Below are 14,937 nucleotides of genomic sequence, written 5' to 3' on the forward strand. Positions count from 1 at the left end.
ATTTTCGGACTTTTAGAAAGTTTAGCTAGCTACTTTTAGAGTGGATCTAAATTTTGATGTCATTTTTAAAATTGAATTTAATTTTTCCAAAGTTGTTTCTAAGCCTATTGAAGTCATGAAATTTAAATCATTTGCTATCAGTAATTGAGTTTCAATTTCATACATCGAACCAATTGTAATTTCTAAAAATCTACTAAAATCCTTATTCGATTTTCGAGAAGAGCCTTCAGCTATATTTGATGGGATAGAAACGGAGGCTCTTCTAAGTTGGTTCGTAATTCCAAATTTTTCATTTTTTGGAAATTTATAGGCTAATAAATATATATCAGCACAAAAAGTTCTGCTTAATTTCCAAACATCCAATTCTTTAAATCTATGAGACACAATAGTTTATTTTAAGCTATATTATCCAACAGTCCAACAGTCCAACAGTCCAACAGTCCAACAGTCCAACAGTCCAACAGTCCAACAGTCCAACAGTCCAACAGTCCAACAGTCCAACAGTCCAATAAATCCATCAAACATCTTGATTAACTAGTACTGCTCATCATCATTAGGGAAATCCATACGCTTTACATCACCAACATAATTAGAAATGGCTTTTCCCATTTCTTCATATAGGTTCATGTACCTACGTAAAAAACGAGGGTGGAATTCATGTGTCATTCCTAACAAATCATGAACCACCAATACTTGCCCATCAGCATATTTTCCGCCACCAATACCAATGGTAGGGATGGTTAAGCTTTCAGAAACCATTTTAGTTAATTTTGCCGGTATTTTTTCCAATACTATTCCAAAACAACCTAGTTTTTCTAATAGTTTTGCATCTTCCATTAGTTGCTCTGCCTCTTCCTCTTCTTTTGCACGTACGGTATAGGTACCGAATTTATAAATGGATTGCGGTGTCAAACCTAAATGACCCATAACAGGTATGCCGGCTGCCAATATGCGTTTTACAGATTCTTTTATTTCTGCTCCACCTTCTAATTTAACAGCGTGGGCGCCGCTTTCCTTCATGATACGGATTGCAGAACGTAATGCTTCTTTAGGATCACTTTGATAGCTACCAAAAGGTAAATCAACAACAACTAAAGCTCTTTCTACAGCTCTAATAACAGAAGATGCGTGGTAAATCATTTGATCTAATGTAATTGGTAATGTGGTCTCATGACCTGCCATTACATTACTAGCAGAATCACCTACTAAAATAACATCGACTTTTGCGGCATCAACTATTTTGGCCATCGAATAATCATACGAAGTAAGCATTGAGATTTTCTCTCCATTCTTCTTCATTTCCACTAATGATTTTACCGTAACCCTTTTATATTCTTTTTTTGCTGTGGACATAGTTTCTTTTTGGTTTAACCGCCATAAAAGTAAGGAGTTTTAATGACAATCTAGCTGAAACGCCAAGAACGCTTTTGCTCAGGAAATCAATATAATACTATTTTTAGTTTCAATTAAAAAACTGCAGCTATGAAACAAATTGGTTATTTTCTACTCGTCTTACTTATGTGCTTATAACTGCTCAAAATACTTGATAAACAAGGGTTATAAAAGCAATTATTTATTTTTAGATGCTTTTCATACACAAAATTCGATAGCAATAAAAATTTCAGAATCTTCCAATAAGGTATTACAGATTATAGGTTCAGATACAGCTGTGAAAATTATTTTATGAACTAATAAATGTGATGATTTAATACACTCAGCTAGCAGTATACCTGATTTCATTAATTTTCAAGAATGTTTGATGGACTATAGTATTCAAGTGAATGGTGCTATGGAAAATGCTTGGTTTGGCTCAATCATAAACTCCACCATTGCGGTATCATATATTTTCAATTAATAAAGGAAATTAAAATTAGTTATCTGATATAGACCCGTATAGAAACGGGTTGGCACCCTTCATTAATAGGCACTTCTAATACTATTTAATAAATTATTCCAACTTTTAGATTTTGTTGCATTCTCAGTTGGAAAATCTGCGGGTATTTCTTGCGTAACAGAACCTGTTGCGGCCCATTCTGCGCCACGCTGTAAGGTGGTTATAAACCCGATACATTCCATCGAATAATCAAAATGGCCAAGTGTTGAATGAAAAACCCTTCCTTTACCATAGTTGATAGCCATAAGTTGAGCAACATTTTGTCCGAGGCCTTTTACAGAAGAATCCCAAGGTGGCGCATTCTTCTCAACATCTGCAAACGCAGTTGCAAGAATAGTAACGTTTTCAAATGGTCCCCGCATGCGTTCATAAAGCTCATCTTGTGTATGCAACCATTTTTGAGGAAGACCTTTCATGATAGGGTGTTCTGGTGCTCTTGTTGTTAATTGAAATTGATATTCAGGCCCGTGAGAACCGCAAGCACCTTCACTTGCGTCTTTTACTAATTCGCCTGCATCGTTATAGTAAACATAAGGTCCAGTTTTTTCATCACGACCGCCCCAAGCACCTAGACCTATCATTTTATTGAATTCATCCCATTCTCCCCAAGCATTATTCGCTGCATGAATCACTACGAATCCACCACCATTATTCATGTAGTTTTCAAATGCTTCTCTAGTTTTCTCTGGCCATAGAGGAGATTCTGCTCCTAAATTTGAAATAATCACATCATATTTAGTAAAGTCAAAGGAAAAATCTGATGTTTTTATAGGGCTATCCGATATCTTATATTCTTTATCTTTTAGAGGGTACTTCTCAATAAACATTTTATAAGCTTCAGGCCTTGTTTGGTTATATTTAATACCCAACCAGACCGAATCCATTCGTTCTACGTCAACAGTGAAAAGGTCGGTTTGTTCCAAATAGTCCTTCATCATCATGCTGGTCTTTGGCCATATATAGTGATTGTTTTGACCATCAATAATTAATGCTTTTAGTTTAGCTGATGGTTGTTCGACCACTTCCCTTTTTCTCTCTCCGCAAGATATTAGTAGCAAAGAAAATAATGTTAATGCCATTACGTTTTTCATGATTCTGGTATTTATGGTTCTAGCTAAGAATTAATTCCTGACTTTAAATGTACATGAACTAACCAAGATGACAAAAAAATGAACAGAGGATAAATTAGGTATAAATAATACCGAAATTTTGTCGATGTTTGAAACGGAATTAAATTTTGTATTCCAACGAACTAAAAATAAATACAATGAAGATATTGGGAATTGGATCTAGAATTTTACATTCAGAATATGGAAAGGGAGTGGTTACTAATGTTTCTTCAAAGCAATATTGGGTAACTTTTATGGAAAGTGGATTGAAGATTATTAATATGGATGCTGAATTCGAGGTGATTGAAGCAGTTGATGGTGAGGTAGATACTGTTAGTTATTTTGATGTAGAGAGTTCATTGGTGGCAATTCTTCAAAAATGGAGTGATGTTTCTCAACGTGTTGCTATTGCCGATAAATGTAAAGGTGGAAACCTTATTTTGGAATCAGGCGAAGCTGGTTTGAGTAATAAAGAAATTCCTATTGATACATTTTTTCATAAGATTGTAATGGTGCGCGACCGTATTCGGGTCATGGAGCAAAAAATTAATGCTAGTAAAAATTTAGATGATCAAGAAAAGATAGATTTACAGCAATATATAACACGCATTTATGGTAGTTTGACTACGTTTAATGTGTTGTTTAAAAATAAAAGTGACTATTTTATAGGCGATAAGGGAGAGAAATAGGTTTTTTCTGCCAATACAGGGATATGAGTGTAATGGCAAGTTCTTTACTAAAATCAATAATAATTAATATAACCATTTAATGGTTGTATTAATTATTTGTAACATGTGAATTTTTTAATTACTCCACGGTTAATTATCCTTATGCAACTCCAATACCTTATTTAAGTTTGTTGAATCATTAATTTCATAAAAAAAGACTAAATGCCATTTTTGAGTTCGCTTCGCTTGTTTATTAGTTATAATATCCCAACTAGGGTATACTCTAAATGCCCTTTTTCCTTCTTTATGTTCTGTAGAGATTATTCTTTTAGTAATCAGTATTGATTTTGGAAAAACAAACTGTCCTAGCGCATTTTTAGTTCTCACATTTACGACGTAAAAGTCAATAGGGTCGGTTTCATTAAAAGGCTCAATAGGTCCGTTTTTATAACGTTTCCAGAAGGTTACGAACTGTCCTGTTTTCTTTGGTGTTATTTTAGCATTTCTACTTCGTATATAATGGCCGTTCAATACAAATTTACAGGCATCATACGCTGTGCTTTCCTGTTCAGTTTTGAAATCAGATATTTCAAGAGCACAGTTGTTGTATATTTTATTTTTAATTTGATGTAGAGTAGTATCCATTTAAATTATGCTGCGCAATTTGTTTTGATATACAGTTTTATCAGTAGTACATACAATCTTCTGAAGGGTATTATACTTAATTTTTGAGCTATCTTTTCTATAATTCATAGGATTTTTTCGAGTGCTAGTTTTTCTTTTAGTGGATTGTTCTTCATTTCATGATAAACGCCTAACCAAATGGTAGGCACACCATTTGCCTTCGTTACCTTTTCTTCTTTTAAAATGTTAATAATAGCTTTTGGCTGCAAGTTAGAGGAGGGGAGTACCATATTGGATCCGGACAAGAGACATACATATGGAAACCCCCAAGGCATGACATGAAATTGGGGTACAATCAATAAAATGGTATCGGTATTACTGAAATCCCCAGCATTTGGAGAAATAAGCGTTGACGCATGCATATATGTTGACCTATGGGAATATAAGACTCCCTTTGGCAGGCCTTTTGTTCCGCTTGTATAACACATTCCGCTAGCATCATTTTCATTTATAGTGGGCCATTCAAAATCTTCATAATGCAACGTATTGGGAAAGGTAGTTTTAAAGTCTTTGGAAGCATTTATGAGTATGTAACATTTAACAGTTTCGAGCTGATTTGCAATTTTTTCTAAAATAGGAACCAACGTAGCGTCAACGAAAATGACTTTATCTTTAGAATTATTGATGATAAACTCTATTTGTTGGCTCGACAGTCTTATATTGATGGTATGTCAAATTGCACCAATACCTGCTATACCGAAGTATAATTCTACATGGGGCCCATGATTCCAAGCAAAAGTGCCAACCATGTCACCTTTTGTGATTCCTAATTTTTGAGTTAATGCATTGTCTAACTTTTTACAGCGTTTGTACATATCGCCAAAACTATACTCATGTTGCGATCCGTCTGGTAAATGGTTGATTATCTACTTATGATTATAGATACAATTTCCGTACTCAAGAATAGTGTTTGTTGTAAGCGGATAATCCATTATTAAGCCTTCCATACCTATTAAGTTTAGATGATTATATGCGATATTTTCTATAGAGCGTAGTGTATTTAATCAGTTTAATCCTCCGCCTTGGGTAACTCGAAATTATTTATAAAATTCATAGCTCGTGAGTTTACCTCGAAGTTTTTGATTTTACGGGGCATTTAATGGCACGAAGACTAAGCTTACTATTAAATGAATATTTATGGTTTGCTTGTGAAACTTAACACCTGCCCACCAACTGGTGGTAAAAATATACTACATTTTAATTTAGTAGAAAGTATACTTCTTAACCTGTTTTGTATTTTAAAATAGTTATAAAAAAATATCAATTCGAATGCATTATTCTTCAACTTTTTTCATTGAAAATTTGATGTACTTCGATAATAATCGATAGACCTTTTGACAACTGTTCAGGGTCTAAAGCGCTTCATGATACCTGCTTATCCGACAACTATTCTTTATTCATATTTTCCAGTCTAGTTCCTTGTTCATGGTGTTGTCCTATTCTACAATATCCTTTTTTAAGTAAAAGGACTCCTGGTTGCCCTTGAGAATCGTAATCTTTCTAACCACTTATTCTACCAACCATTTTGTTTTTTTAGAGTTGTTGTTGCAGCTCCAAATCTTCTTATTTAGTTGGCTTTTCTTGTTTCATAGATAGCTGGTGTTGGATAAGGTTAGTTGCGGATTTCAAAGCACTCAACTTTCGATTTATCACTTGGCTTTGTGAAAACTAAACCGTTGAGTTTAAAAAAAGGAAGTAGAATAGCGCTATGTTTGGGGAATTGTTTTGTAGTTCCAACAAAAGTCTAACATCAATCGTAAAGATGCTTAAAAGTTATAACCACATGTGAGATATTTTAGCGGCATTATAAAGTAAAGAACAAGCTTTAATGTGGGAATTTTGTAATCACCTTTAGTAAGCTTGGCGTTAAGAACACGAATTCAAAATATGCACGTAATTAAGGATTGGAAAAGGAATATGCTGTTATACACAAGATTTAGCAATTGTCAATATTTTGATTGAGATACTCTAACTGCTTTTAGCTGGGCAGTCTATTTTCTCGATTACTTCTCCATGATTTTGGTTACCATGGTATTTGATAATTATATTTATTCTATTTTCAGCATTTTTATAACAATTACTTTTCTTAAACAACAGTATGCGCTAAGCACACATACCATTTTGCTCATTTTTAATCTAAATAGAGCAAAATTGCAAATAGGTATGGTTATCTATGTATTCAATTTGGTAATTGTTGTTGAAAAAGTATTATTTGTGATGAATCATTTTTAACGTGTAACAAGTTAAACGCTGTTTGGAAATATCTATGAAAGTATGTGAGATGGTATTAAAACACGAATGTAAACTTCACCTTATTTCTCATTTCATTCTAAGAGATTCTTCCATCCAAAGAGTTGCTACCACTCTTTGAATTCATAACTTTAAAGATTAAAATATTTTTGAGAGTTAATAAACACTTTTAATAGAGCACGTTACGGAATCTTTAGTTAAACATGACTTTGCGGTTTTAACAATAACTAAATGTTAATTTGAGTAAAATAGAACTTTTTAAAATATATCTATGTTTAAGAAACTAGTTGGAATAGAGCCATTGGAATTAATCTCTTCGGCTAATAAAAAGTTGGAATCTTTTACGGAAACACTCATCTTGCATCAGGATCAACCCTCTGGTGTAGCAGAAATTGTGAAACGTATTGGCGATGCAGATGGCGTGTTATTAAGTCATCGAAGTAGTTTGGGACGTGAAGTTTTAGAACAGTGCCCAACTATAAAATATATAGGTATGTGCTGCTCACTATACGCACCAGAAAGTGCTAACGTAGATATTCTTTATGCCAATTCTAAAGGTATTACCGTAAAAGGCGTGCGCGATTATGGTGATGAAGGCGTTGTAGAATATGTAATAAGCGAGTTGGTACGTTGCTTACATGGTATAGGTAAAAGGTCTGACGGCACTCCTAGACAATCTTGGAGTGGTATTCCTCGTGAAATAACAGGACTTAAGGCAGGTATTGTAGGTCTTGGGAAGTCTGGTGGTATGGTGGCCGATGCACTACGTTTTTTTGGAGCGGAAATAAGCTATTTTGCACGTAGTGAAAAAGAAGATGCTAAAGCAAAAGGGTATCGCTTTTTACCCCTAAAGCAATTACTTTCGGAAAACGAGGTAGTAATTACCTGTTTAAATAAAAATACTGTGCTTTTACACGATGCTGAATTTAAACACCTGGGCAATCGAAAAATTTTATTCAATACAGGGTTATCTCCATCTTGGGATACCGAACCTTTTGAAAAATGGCTTAATGGCGATAATGTCTTGTATTGCGATACACTTGGAGCTTTGGGTGATGAACGATTTTTAAAAAATCCCAATGTTACTTGTCTGCAAGTTTCTACAGGTAGAACTCAGCAAGCTTTCAGGCGTTTAAGTGAAAAAGTATTAGCAAATTTAACCGCTTACACTAAAATGCTATAGGCGAAACAATATTTCGCATTGTATTTACGACGCTCCAACCTGCAATTTGTGCAGTTTTACTATAGACATCAATAACCGCATGAATTTGCTCACTTTTTATTTCTATACGGTGATCATCTCCCACAAAACCAGGTATTGAGTTCATGGAAACCTGTAAGTTTTCAGGACCTACGGAAGCCAATGCAGCAGCAACTGCCACATTTACACGTGTTGGAAAAAGCGCAATGGCTTCCTTAGCGTTCCCTTGAAAGACTTCCCGTTTTTCGGTTTGTAGACTGTCATCGTAGACTTCTGTATTTTTTAAAGAATTTGGTCCTTTTTTAGTTGTAAACAAAACCTTACTATCTTCCATTAAAGATGTAGTTCGCAATACATCTAAACCGCCAATAGCACCTGATGCTATATGTACACGTGTATTATTTTCCAAAGCAGTTTGTTTAACAGTTTCATAAAAATCGGCATCAGCAAGTGCGCCAATTGATAAAGTTATGATGGAAGCCCCATTTTTTAAAACAGGTAAAGCCAATTCCCTAAAAGCCGTTGGAGAAGCAGTTTCTACAATATAATCTGGCTTTAGCAGGAGCAACTCCGCTATACTATGACAAGGTTTACAAGAATAATTTACTTTTGAGGTATTAATCCTATTCGCAATTTCTTTAGCACTTTCAAATGTTCTTGAATAACTACCAATTAATTTATAGTTAGGTAATAAATCTTTTAATAAGGCCTCTACAACAATATGGGCCAATTTTCCGCAGCCTGCAATGGCAAATGTATGTGTTCTCATACAAGCAAACATAGGATATTTTTTGTGATTTTCGATTTTGTATTAGCTTACATTTTTACTACATCTTGGCACTAAAGTGAACTATTGGAACTGTTAATACGTCTGCCATACTAATGCAGTATTTAAAGTTTTGATAACTCTGTTTTTTTAATCAATACATCTTCTTCAGTTTAATTGGACTACTGTACTAATACGGTCTCTTAGTAAGAATAGATAGGTGTTTATCTATGGGGATTATCCGTAAGAAATTCAGATATTGCAAAAATATACCGATTGGAAATTCATTTTTTAAAATTCATCAAAGATTTGTGCTAAAGTGTTCTTACTTGAATTGAGAGTCTTAAACGTATCGGCCGAAAGATTGCTATCTCCCATATTGTACTCACCGAGGGATTCGATAAGTTTTGAAGTTCTTCCACTATCAAAAATTAAATGTTTTAATATTAAGAATCAACATTGTTCTTGAAACTTACGCCTGTATAACTTCAGATGTAAAAAGATACTATATTTAATTTAGCAGAAAGTAAACTATTTAACCTGTTAGACAGGTAAGTATAATCCTTTTGCAAATCGAATTTACTCTGAGGTAGTATCAGGATTATGTTCGATTTTAAAGTTGCAAGAATTAGCAATAAAGCACATGTTGTTGGCTTCTTCGTGTAACTCGTTAGCTTTTGCAATCATACTAATATCCGTGATTTTTATTTTAGGGTTTAAGGTGACCTGCGTAAACCTCCCACTTCCGTTATCAGTTTCTTCCATAATTCCTGTGGCAGTGTCTATATAATCAGTCACTATAATTTTATGTACAGAACATAAATGTAAATACCAGAGCATGTGGCAAGAAGATATAGAAGATAGAAAAAGGTCTTCAGGATTATATCTCGTTTTATCTCCTAAAAAGTTAGGGTCTGATGAACCATGTATAGCGTCATATTTTCCGTTCGCAATAATCTTATGATTTCTGTTGTATGACTTGTAATCACGAGTTCCATTACCCTCGTTCCCTGTCCATTCAACGTTGATTTTGTACGTATGATTTTTCATTACTAATTTTTATGTAAAATTTAGATTGTAGATGCTGATTGGTGGATTCAATATTCATTTTATTCGTTATAAAAATAACGTTCTACGAACTAATTATGTTCGATTGAAGTCAATTTTAAAACCAAGAACTATTAAAAAATTATTAACTAAAATCCCTTAGTTACTTTTAATTCAATACGAACAAGCTAGGTAAGTCAATCTTTGAGATCACCTTAATGTGCTCAATTTTAATTTAAACATTTTAGCAGCTGAAGTATATCCACCTTCGGTGCCGTCTACAAAGTGCGCATGTTTTGTTTTTCTATCTAAGACGTAACATGACATTACAGAAGCATGTGTTACATGAATACCATAGATAATTTTTTTATCTTTTTCTAGTTGATTGAGATATGCTATAAAAAGGTCTATGTTATGTTGCTCTGCAGTGAAAATAGTATTTATCATTCCATCAAGCATAAACGTGTGTGATAGTTGACCAATTTGCTTTAAATAGTGTTTGCCATTACGAGATAGTTTTAAATAGAATTTTCCAATAAGTGTTGTAATCCAATTTTTTAATAAGTAAAACAAATTTTTATTGGCATGACTAATTCTCATTTCTTCCCATATTTTTGATAGACTGAAATTTAAATTTAGTTTGTTTGGTTTTATGGGCTGCCTGCTTTCGAATGTACCAAACATAGCATCCATTTTGGTTAGAATAGCTCTGTAAACAGCTCTTTGGTTGATTTCATTTGTAGCATTCAACAATAAACAAATCACTTTCTTTTCGGTCTGTGCAGGGTTAATTTGTTTCCACCTACATTGCATCCCTTCTAAATTTAACAACCCTTCTTTAAAACTAGCAACGTTGTTTTCTACAAACGTATTTTTAATGATTTCTTCAGCTTGTTTTAAACCATTGCCTAATACAATCGGAATCGTTAATTGTTCTGTAAGTTGATGTTTACTAATCTTTAAACTAGATTGTTGACTGGTCAAATCACGAACAGAAATATGACCAACTCTAAGGGTTAAATTAATATTTCTTTTAATATGAAGGCTGTAATTTTCTAAGACCACTATAATTTTATTTAAAAGGTGGGTTGGTAGAATGAACGTAGCACCATCCCCACCAAAAAAATACGGTATTTCAATATTTTGTTTTTCTCTTCTAATGGTGTTCAATACAGAGATTATTGCACCTGTAGCTGTTAAGTTTACCTGATGGTGTTTGCCTTCATCAACAGCCTGAGTCGAATTTAGAATATCTACCACCACCACATGCCAAGTGTTTGGAACGTCAGAAAAACTAGATTTGTTAGCCAATGCATCTACAAGCGTTTTACTTGAACTTTTTAATTTGGTATAGTATTTTATATCCTCCATTGGAATAGATATTGGTTATTAGTTGCAAATGCGATTTTACTATGTTCGCCAACGATTTGGCTCGTATGGTAAATACTTTAAAAATCGATTATACATCTTAGGTCGGTTTTGAGAAAATATCAAGTTTTGCAATGACTTCACGTTGTAAAATTACAATGTACATTAATAATCCGATGGTAAACAAATATGAATTGAATGGATTAAGGACTTTAGTGCCTATACCCGTTTTCTTTTCGGCTATAAATGAAATTTTGATTATCAGTGGTATGTTTTGGCTTATCTGAATTACAACGAATTAAAGTAGAGACAAAAAACTCAAAGAATCAAATAAAAGAATCTTTGAGCTTAGAATTAAAGTGCTTCCGATTTCGGGAAGAATCTATTTTTTCAAATTTGGTATTTGTTAACTTACAGGTTTTTCTTCAAATTCCGGACAATCCAATCTAATCTCTTGTTTCAATAATTCCTTTTGAAGTAAATTACAATAATCGACTTCTTTGTTTTTTTGATAAAATTTACATCCGTAGCACGTTCTTTGAACACTTAAAACTCCGTTGCGATTTAATTTGTAAATCAGTTGACTTAAAGTTCCGAATAAGCTCTCTAACTCAGGTTGAGAAAAGCTATCAACTTGTTTTTTTAATGGACTTGAGAAATCATAGATTTGAGAAATCAAATCATTTCCTAAATCAGATAATGAAATAGCATAACTGCGACTGTCAGATGATGAAACATCTTTTATAATCAGTTCTTTCTTGTCTAAAATTTTAATAGCATCACTAACAGTTGGTTTAGTAACGTTAAATTCTTTTGCAAGATGGCTAACGTTACACAAGTTTGGTTTATGGAAAGCTATGAAAATTAGAATCTGAATTTGAATCGGACTTAAACCGACTAGTTTAGTTTTATCCCATAGCAAAATTTTAAATACCTCTGAAACTCGTTCCAATCCTGCAACGATTTTGCTTGAGATATCTTTTTCTTGCTGTGCTGGGTTAAATGTACTTTCTTTCATAAAAAAGCCTGCCGAAATTTGTTCGACAGGCAAAGTTAGTAATCCTAATTAAATTAAGTGCAATTTTCCATTTCTAGAATATAATAACCGTTTTTTTCAATTGATAAAATCATTTCATCAGTTGCTTGCTCAAAGTGGCACAGACGACATTTATTAGAAGACAACTGCTGTGTTAGAAAAGTTTTCTTTTTTAGATAATTCGTACCAAAATTAAAAATGGTTTGTTCATCTGTTATAGTACTAAGCACTAAAATATCAAAATGCATAATGGTACCATCTTCTCTTTCTACATACGTATCCCAAACTGCTATTTTCATTTGTTTAGTTTTTTACTTTATACGGTAAAGATAAATCTCCACTTGCCACACTAAAAACTTCATAAACGCCAAGCATAGGCAAATCATCGATGCTGGTATTCACTTTCATTAAGGCAGTTACTCCATCATAACTAAAGTCAGTTTTATTATTCATACGATAATCAGGAACGATAACTTTTATACTCTTGTTTTTAGCGGTAACAGGATATCCTGGAGAATCCATATACATTGGCATACCTGGGTTTGTTGGTGGTAAAACAACTGTTTCATCTGCTTTCTTAAATTGTTTAACTGAAAGGCCACCTGCAACTCTTTTGTCTTCATGAAGAATTACCCAATGTGGATGCCAAATAATGCCATCATTATTGAATATTTGGTCATTATTCTCGTCCCAAAGAGGAGTATCATCAAAATCGGGATGAGATGTTAAAGCAAGTGCTACAAGACCATCTATTTGATTAAAACCTACATCTGTTGGTTTTAAACTAGTTGGGAATATATATCCTAAAACTGAGGCACCATCGAGTTGACCAATCATTGTAGGTGTAGTTTTTCCCGCTGTACCATCGACACTTATTTCCCAGATCGTAACTCCCAAATTCGCTTCGTGAGTTACACTAACGTTATTAATTTTGAAGTCGTCATTTTTGTATTCGCCTTCTTGCGCACAAGACGTAGAAGTGTATAAAAGTATTGTTGCCGAAAATATTACTAGTATTGATTTCATTGAGTGTTATTTTATGAAGTTAGGATTCCTTTGTGTAAATTAGGAATCCTAACTATGTAGTTTAAAAATTATCCTTTTACATCTGCCATTGAAGCGCCGAAATTGATATGTAGTGTATTACCATTTGGTGTAACTAGTGCTGGCACAGATTTTACTCCAGCTTTTTCCGCCTCAGAAATTCTAGAACGGTTTTCGCCAATGTTGACAACTTCAACATTATCTGCGCCGACTAAATTAACAATATCGTGTTCTGCACTTACACAAACTGGACATCCTGCGTGATAGAAAATTGATTTACTCATTTTTAATGTTTTATATAGTGTTGCATTATTGCAAAACAAATATAGTAAGGAATCCTAATTAAATAAAATTTATTTATGATTTTATGGAAATTTTATATTGCGTTCCAGGTTAAAAGTAGGTTTTGCCCTAGAATAAAGGGTTAGTTTATGTATAGGAATAGGAGAGGTTCCACAAAGCTTATTGACTACTATTGATAGCAATATCGAACAAGTTGTTCAAACAAAGTTTTGCTATCGCTAAATCCGGCAGGCTATATGATGAGACTTACGTTTCTGTATTGCAAGCAGGGTAGTTGAAAATCATCAATATAAAAGCTCAAAAGGATCATTAAAGTGAATCTGTAAGCCTAAAACCCTAGTGTCTTGAATTAATGAAGAAAAGAGCTGTTTTCAACTCAGCATCTATGTAAAAGCTGCCTGTCCAGTATCTTTAATGTACTCTAAAACAATAAGATATGGAAACACAACAAATCACTACGCCAAAGCTATATATTGGAATCGACATTCACAAGCGCAGTTGGAAGGTGCATTGTGCTACGGATATTTCTTCCGGCAAAACATTTTCGATGAGCCCGGACCCTGCGAAGCTCAAGTCTTATATAGAACGCCATTATAACGGACATGAAGTGTCTACGGCCTATGAAGCGGGATGCTGCGGTTATTATGCCCATAGGTCCTTTGAGGGTTACGGTTGGTGTTCATTGGTAGTTAACCCGGCCGATATCCACAGAAGGGGGAAGGAGAAACATACCAAGACCGACCGTATCGATGCACAACTGATAGCAAGGGAGCTCAAGGACGGCCGACTACAAGGTATTCACGTTCCCCATATAGAACGAGAGCAGCTACGCTCTCTTTTTCGGCGTAGGAATGATTTGGTAAAGAACTATCGAAGAATTAAAAGTCTCATTAAGGGTCTGCTTTTAAACCAAGGGATCATTACGCCTCTTGAGTTTGACAACTCTCATTGGAGCCACGATTTTCGCAACTGGTTGGACAATCTTGAGTTTGCCTATTCTCCAGCCCGAATGACACTGGATAGCCATATGCGCTACTTTAGATTTGTCGATAAAGAACTTCGTGATGTCTCCACTGCGCTTCGTCGCTACTGCAAGGTTCACTATAAGAAGGATTATATACTTTTACGAAGTATTCCTGGCATAGGTGGAATCGTAGCCTGTGGTATTATTTGCGAATTGGGGGATTTAAGACGTTTTAATAACCTAAAACAATTGGCCGGTTATGTAGGGCTTGCCCCGGGCATTTACCAAAGCGGCAATAAACTAAGGAGTACAGGGCTTACAAGACGTGCTCACCGGTTAATACGTAGTTATTTTATAGAAGCGGCATGGCAAGCGATACGAACTGATCCCGTAATGCAGGATTATTATCGTAAACACTTGGGCAAAAACGTAAAAACAATCATTGTGAAGATAGCCAGGAAACTGCTCAGCAGGACATTGGCCGTAATAAAGACGGGGATTCCATATCAGATAGGGGTCGTATCTTAACTATTGAATTATACCTAACAATAACAAAGCTCAAAAAGAAGTAGAAAGGCCTGTATCACAAAACAAAGAAGGTGA

Annotated in this window: 14 protein-coding genes and 1 pseudogene; 3 read left to right on the plus strand and 12 right to left on the minus strand. The window is 34.3% G+C overall.

All coding sequences use genetic code 11. The features are described from left to right. Positions 1 to 21: 21 nt before the first annotated feature. From ES765_RS04765 to ES765_RS04775, 3 genes are all read right to left on the minus strand, one after another. Positions 22 to 384 (minus strand): four helix bundle protein, encoded by a 363-nt coding sequence (locus tag ES765_RS04765; RefSeq protein ID WP_138111621.1) that lies wholly within the window; start codon positions 382 to 384, stop codon positions 22 to 24. Positions 385 to 534: 150 nt separating this feature from the next. Further along, entirely contained in the window at positions 535 to 1,353 is an 819-nt protein-coding gene (panB, locus tag ES765_RS04770; protein ID WP_138111623.1) for a 3-methyl-2-oxobutanoate hydroxymethyltransferase, read from the minus strand. A gap of 564 nt (positions 1,354 to 1,917) precedes the next feature. Continuing rightward, positions 1,918 to 2,985 (minus strand): ThuA domain-containing protein, encoded by a 1,068-nt coding sequence (locus tag ES765_RS04775; protein ID WP_171017227.1) that lies wholly within the window; start codon positions 2,983 to 2,985, stop codon positions 1,918 to 1,920. 176 nt (positions 2,986 to 3,161) lie between these two features. On the opposite strand from ES765_RS04775, the gene ES765_RS04780 reads away from it, so the two are divergent. Beyond that, positions 3,162 to 3,692, plus strand: a complete 531-nt coding sequence (locus tag ES765_RS04780; RefSeq protein WP_138111625.1) for a hypothetical protein — start codon at positions 3,162 to 3,164, stop codon at positions 3,690 to 3,692. 129 nt (positions 3,693 to 3,821) lie between these two features. Here the strand turns inward: ES765_RS04780 and ES765_RS04785 are convergent, their stop codons facing one another. Then, the gene (locus tag ES765_RS04785; RefSeq protein ID WP_138111627.1) at positions 3,822 to 4,316 is read right to left on the minus strand and encodes a MepB family protein; all 495 of its coding nucleotides are present in this window, start codon (positions 4,314 to 4,316) and stop codon (positions 3,822 to 3,824) included. 104 nt (positions 4,317 to 4,420) lie between these two features. Further along, a pseudogene (locus ES765_RS04790) lies at positions 4,421 to 5,221 on the minus strand (AMP-binding protein). 1,655 nt (positions 5,222 to 6,876) lie between these two features. Between ES765_RS04790 and ES765_RS04795 the strand changes: the two are divergent. Continuing rightward, positions 6,877 to 7,788 carry an NAD(P)-dependent oxidoreductase gene (locus ES765_RS04795; protein WP_138111629.1) on the plus strand — a complete coding sequence of 304 codons (912 nt, stop codon included), beginning with the start codon at positions 6,877 to 6,879 and terminating at the stop codon, positions 7,786 to 7,788. On the opposite strand, the gene ES765_RS04800 is transcribed toward ES765_RS04795, so the two are convergent. The 7 genes from ES765_RS04800 to ES765_RS04830 all read right to left on the minus strand — a co-directional run bounded on the left by ES765_RS04800 (position 7,775) and on the right by ES765_RS04830 (position 13,351). Continuing rightward, entirely contained in the window at positions 7,775 to 8,575 is an 801-nt protein-coding gene (locus tag ES765_RS04800; protein ID WP_138111631.1) for an aspartate dehydrogenase domain-containing protein, read from the minus strand. The genes ES765_RS04795 and ES765_RS04800 overlap by 14 nt on opposite strands. Before the next feature lie 576 nt (positions 8,576 to 9,151). Further along, positions 9,152 to 9,622 (minus strand): OsmC family protein, encoded by a 471-nt coding sequence (locus ES765_RS04805; RefSeq protein WP_138111632.1) that lies wholly within the window; start codon positions 9,620 to 9,622, stop codon positions 9,152 to 9,154. 207 nt (positions 9,623 to 9,829) lie between these two features. After that, on the minus strand, positions 9,830 to 10,990 hold the full coding sequence (locus ES765_RS04810; RefSeq protein WP_138111635.1) for a DUF3095 family protein: 1,161 nt from the start codon (positions 10,988 to 10,990) through the stop codon (positions 9,830 to 9,832). Between the two features lie 403 nt (positions 10,991 to 11,393). Further along, positions 11,394 to 12,005 carry a MarR family winged helix-turn-helix transcriptional regulator gene (locus ES765_RS04815; RefSeq protein WP_138111638.1) on the minus strand — a complete coding sequence of 204 codons (612 nt, stop codon included), beginning with the start codon at positions 12,003 to 12,005 and terminating at the stop codon, positions 11,394 to 11,396. Between the two features lie 53 nt (positions 12,006 to 12,058). Next, positions 12,059 to 12,322, minus strand: a complete 264-nt coding sequence (locus tag ES765_RS04820) for a DUF2024 family protein (RefSeq protein WP_138111641.1) — start codon at positions 12,320 to 12,322, stop codon at positions 12,059 to 12,061. 4 nt (positions 12,323 to 12,326) lie between these two features. Further along, positions 12,327 to 13,049 carry a hypothetical protein gene (locus ES765_RS04825; protein WP_138111644.1) on the minus strand — a complete coding sequence of 241 codons (723 nt, stop codon included), beginning with the start codon at positions 13,047 to 13,049 and terminating at the stop codon, positions 12,327 to 12,329. 68 nt (positions 13,050 to 13,117) lie between these two features. Beyond that, complete coding sequence (locus tag ES765_RS04830) at positions 13,118 to 13,351, minus strand: thioredoxin family protein (protein WP_138111649.1); 234 nt, start codon at positions 13,349 to 13,351, stop codon at positions 13,118 to 13,120. A 455-nt stretch (positions 13,352 to 13,806) separates the two neighbouring features. On the opposite strand from ES765_RS04830, the gene ES765_RS04840 reads away from it, so the two are divergent. Continuing rightward, positions 13,807 to 14,862: an IS110 family transposase gene (locus tag ES765_RS04840; protein WP_138111651.1), complete on the plus strand. Its 1,056-nt coding sequence runs from the start codon at positions 13,807 to 13,809 to the stop codon at positions 14,860 to 14,862. Positions 14,863 to 14,937 lie beyond the last annotated feature (75 nt).

It is taken from the genome of Maribacter sp. ACAM166, assembly GCF_005771495.1.
Lineage (GTDB): Bacteria > Bacteroidota > Bacteroidia > Flavobacteriales > Flavobacteriaceae > Maribacter.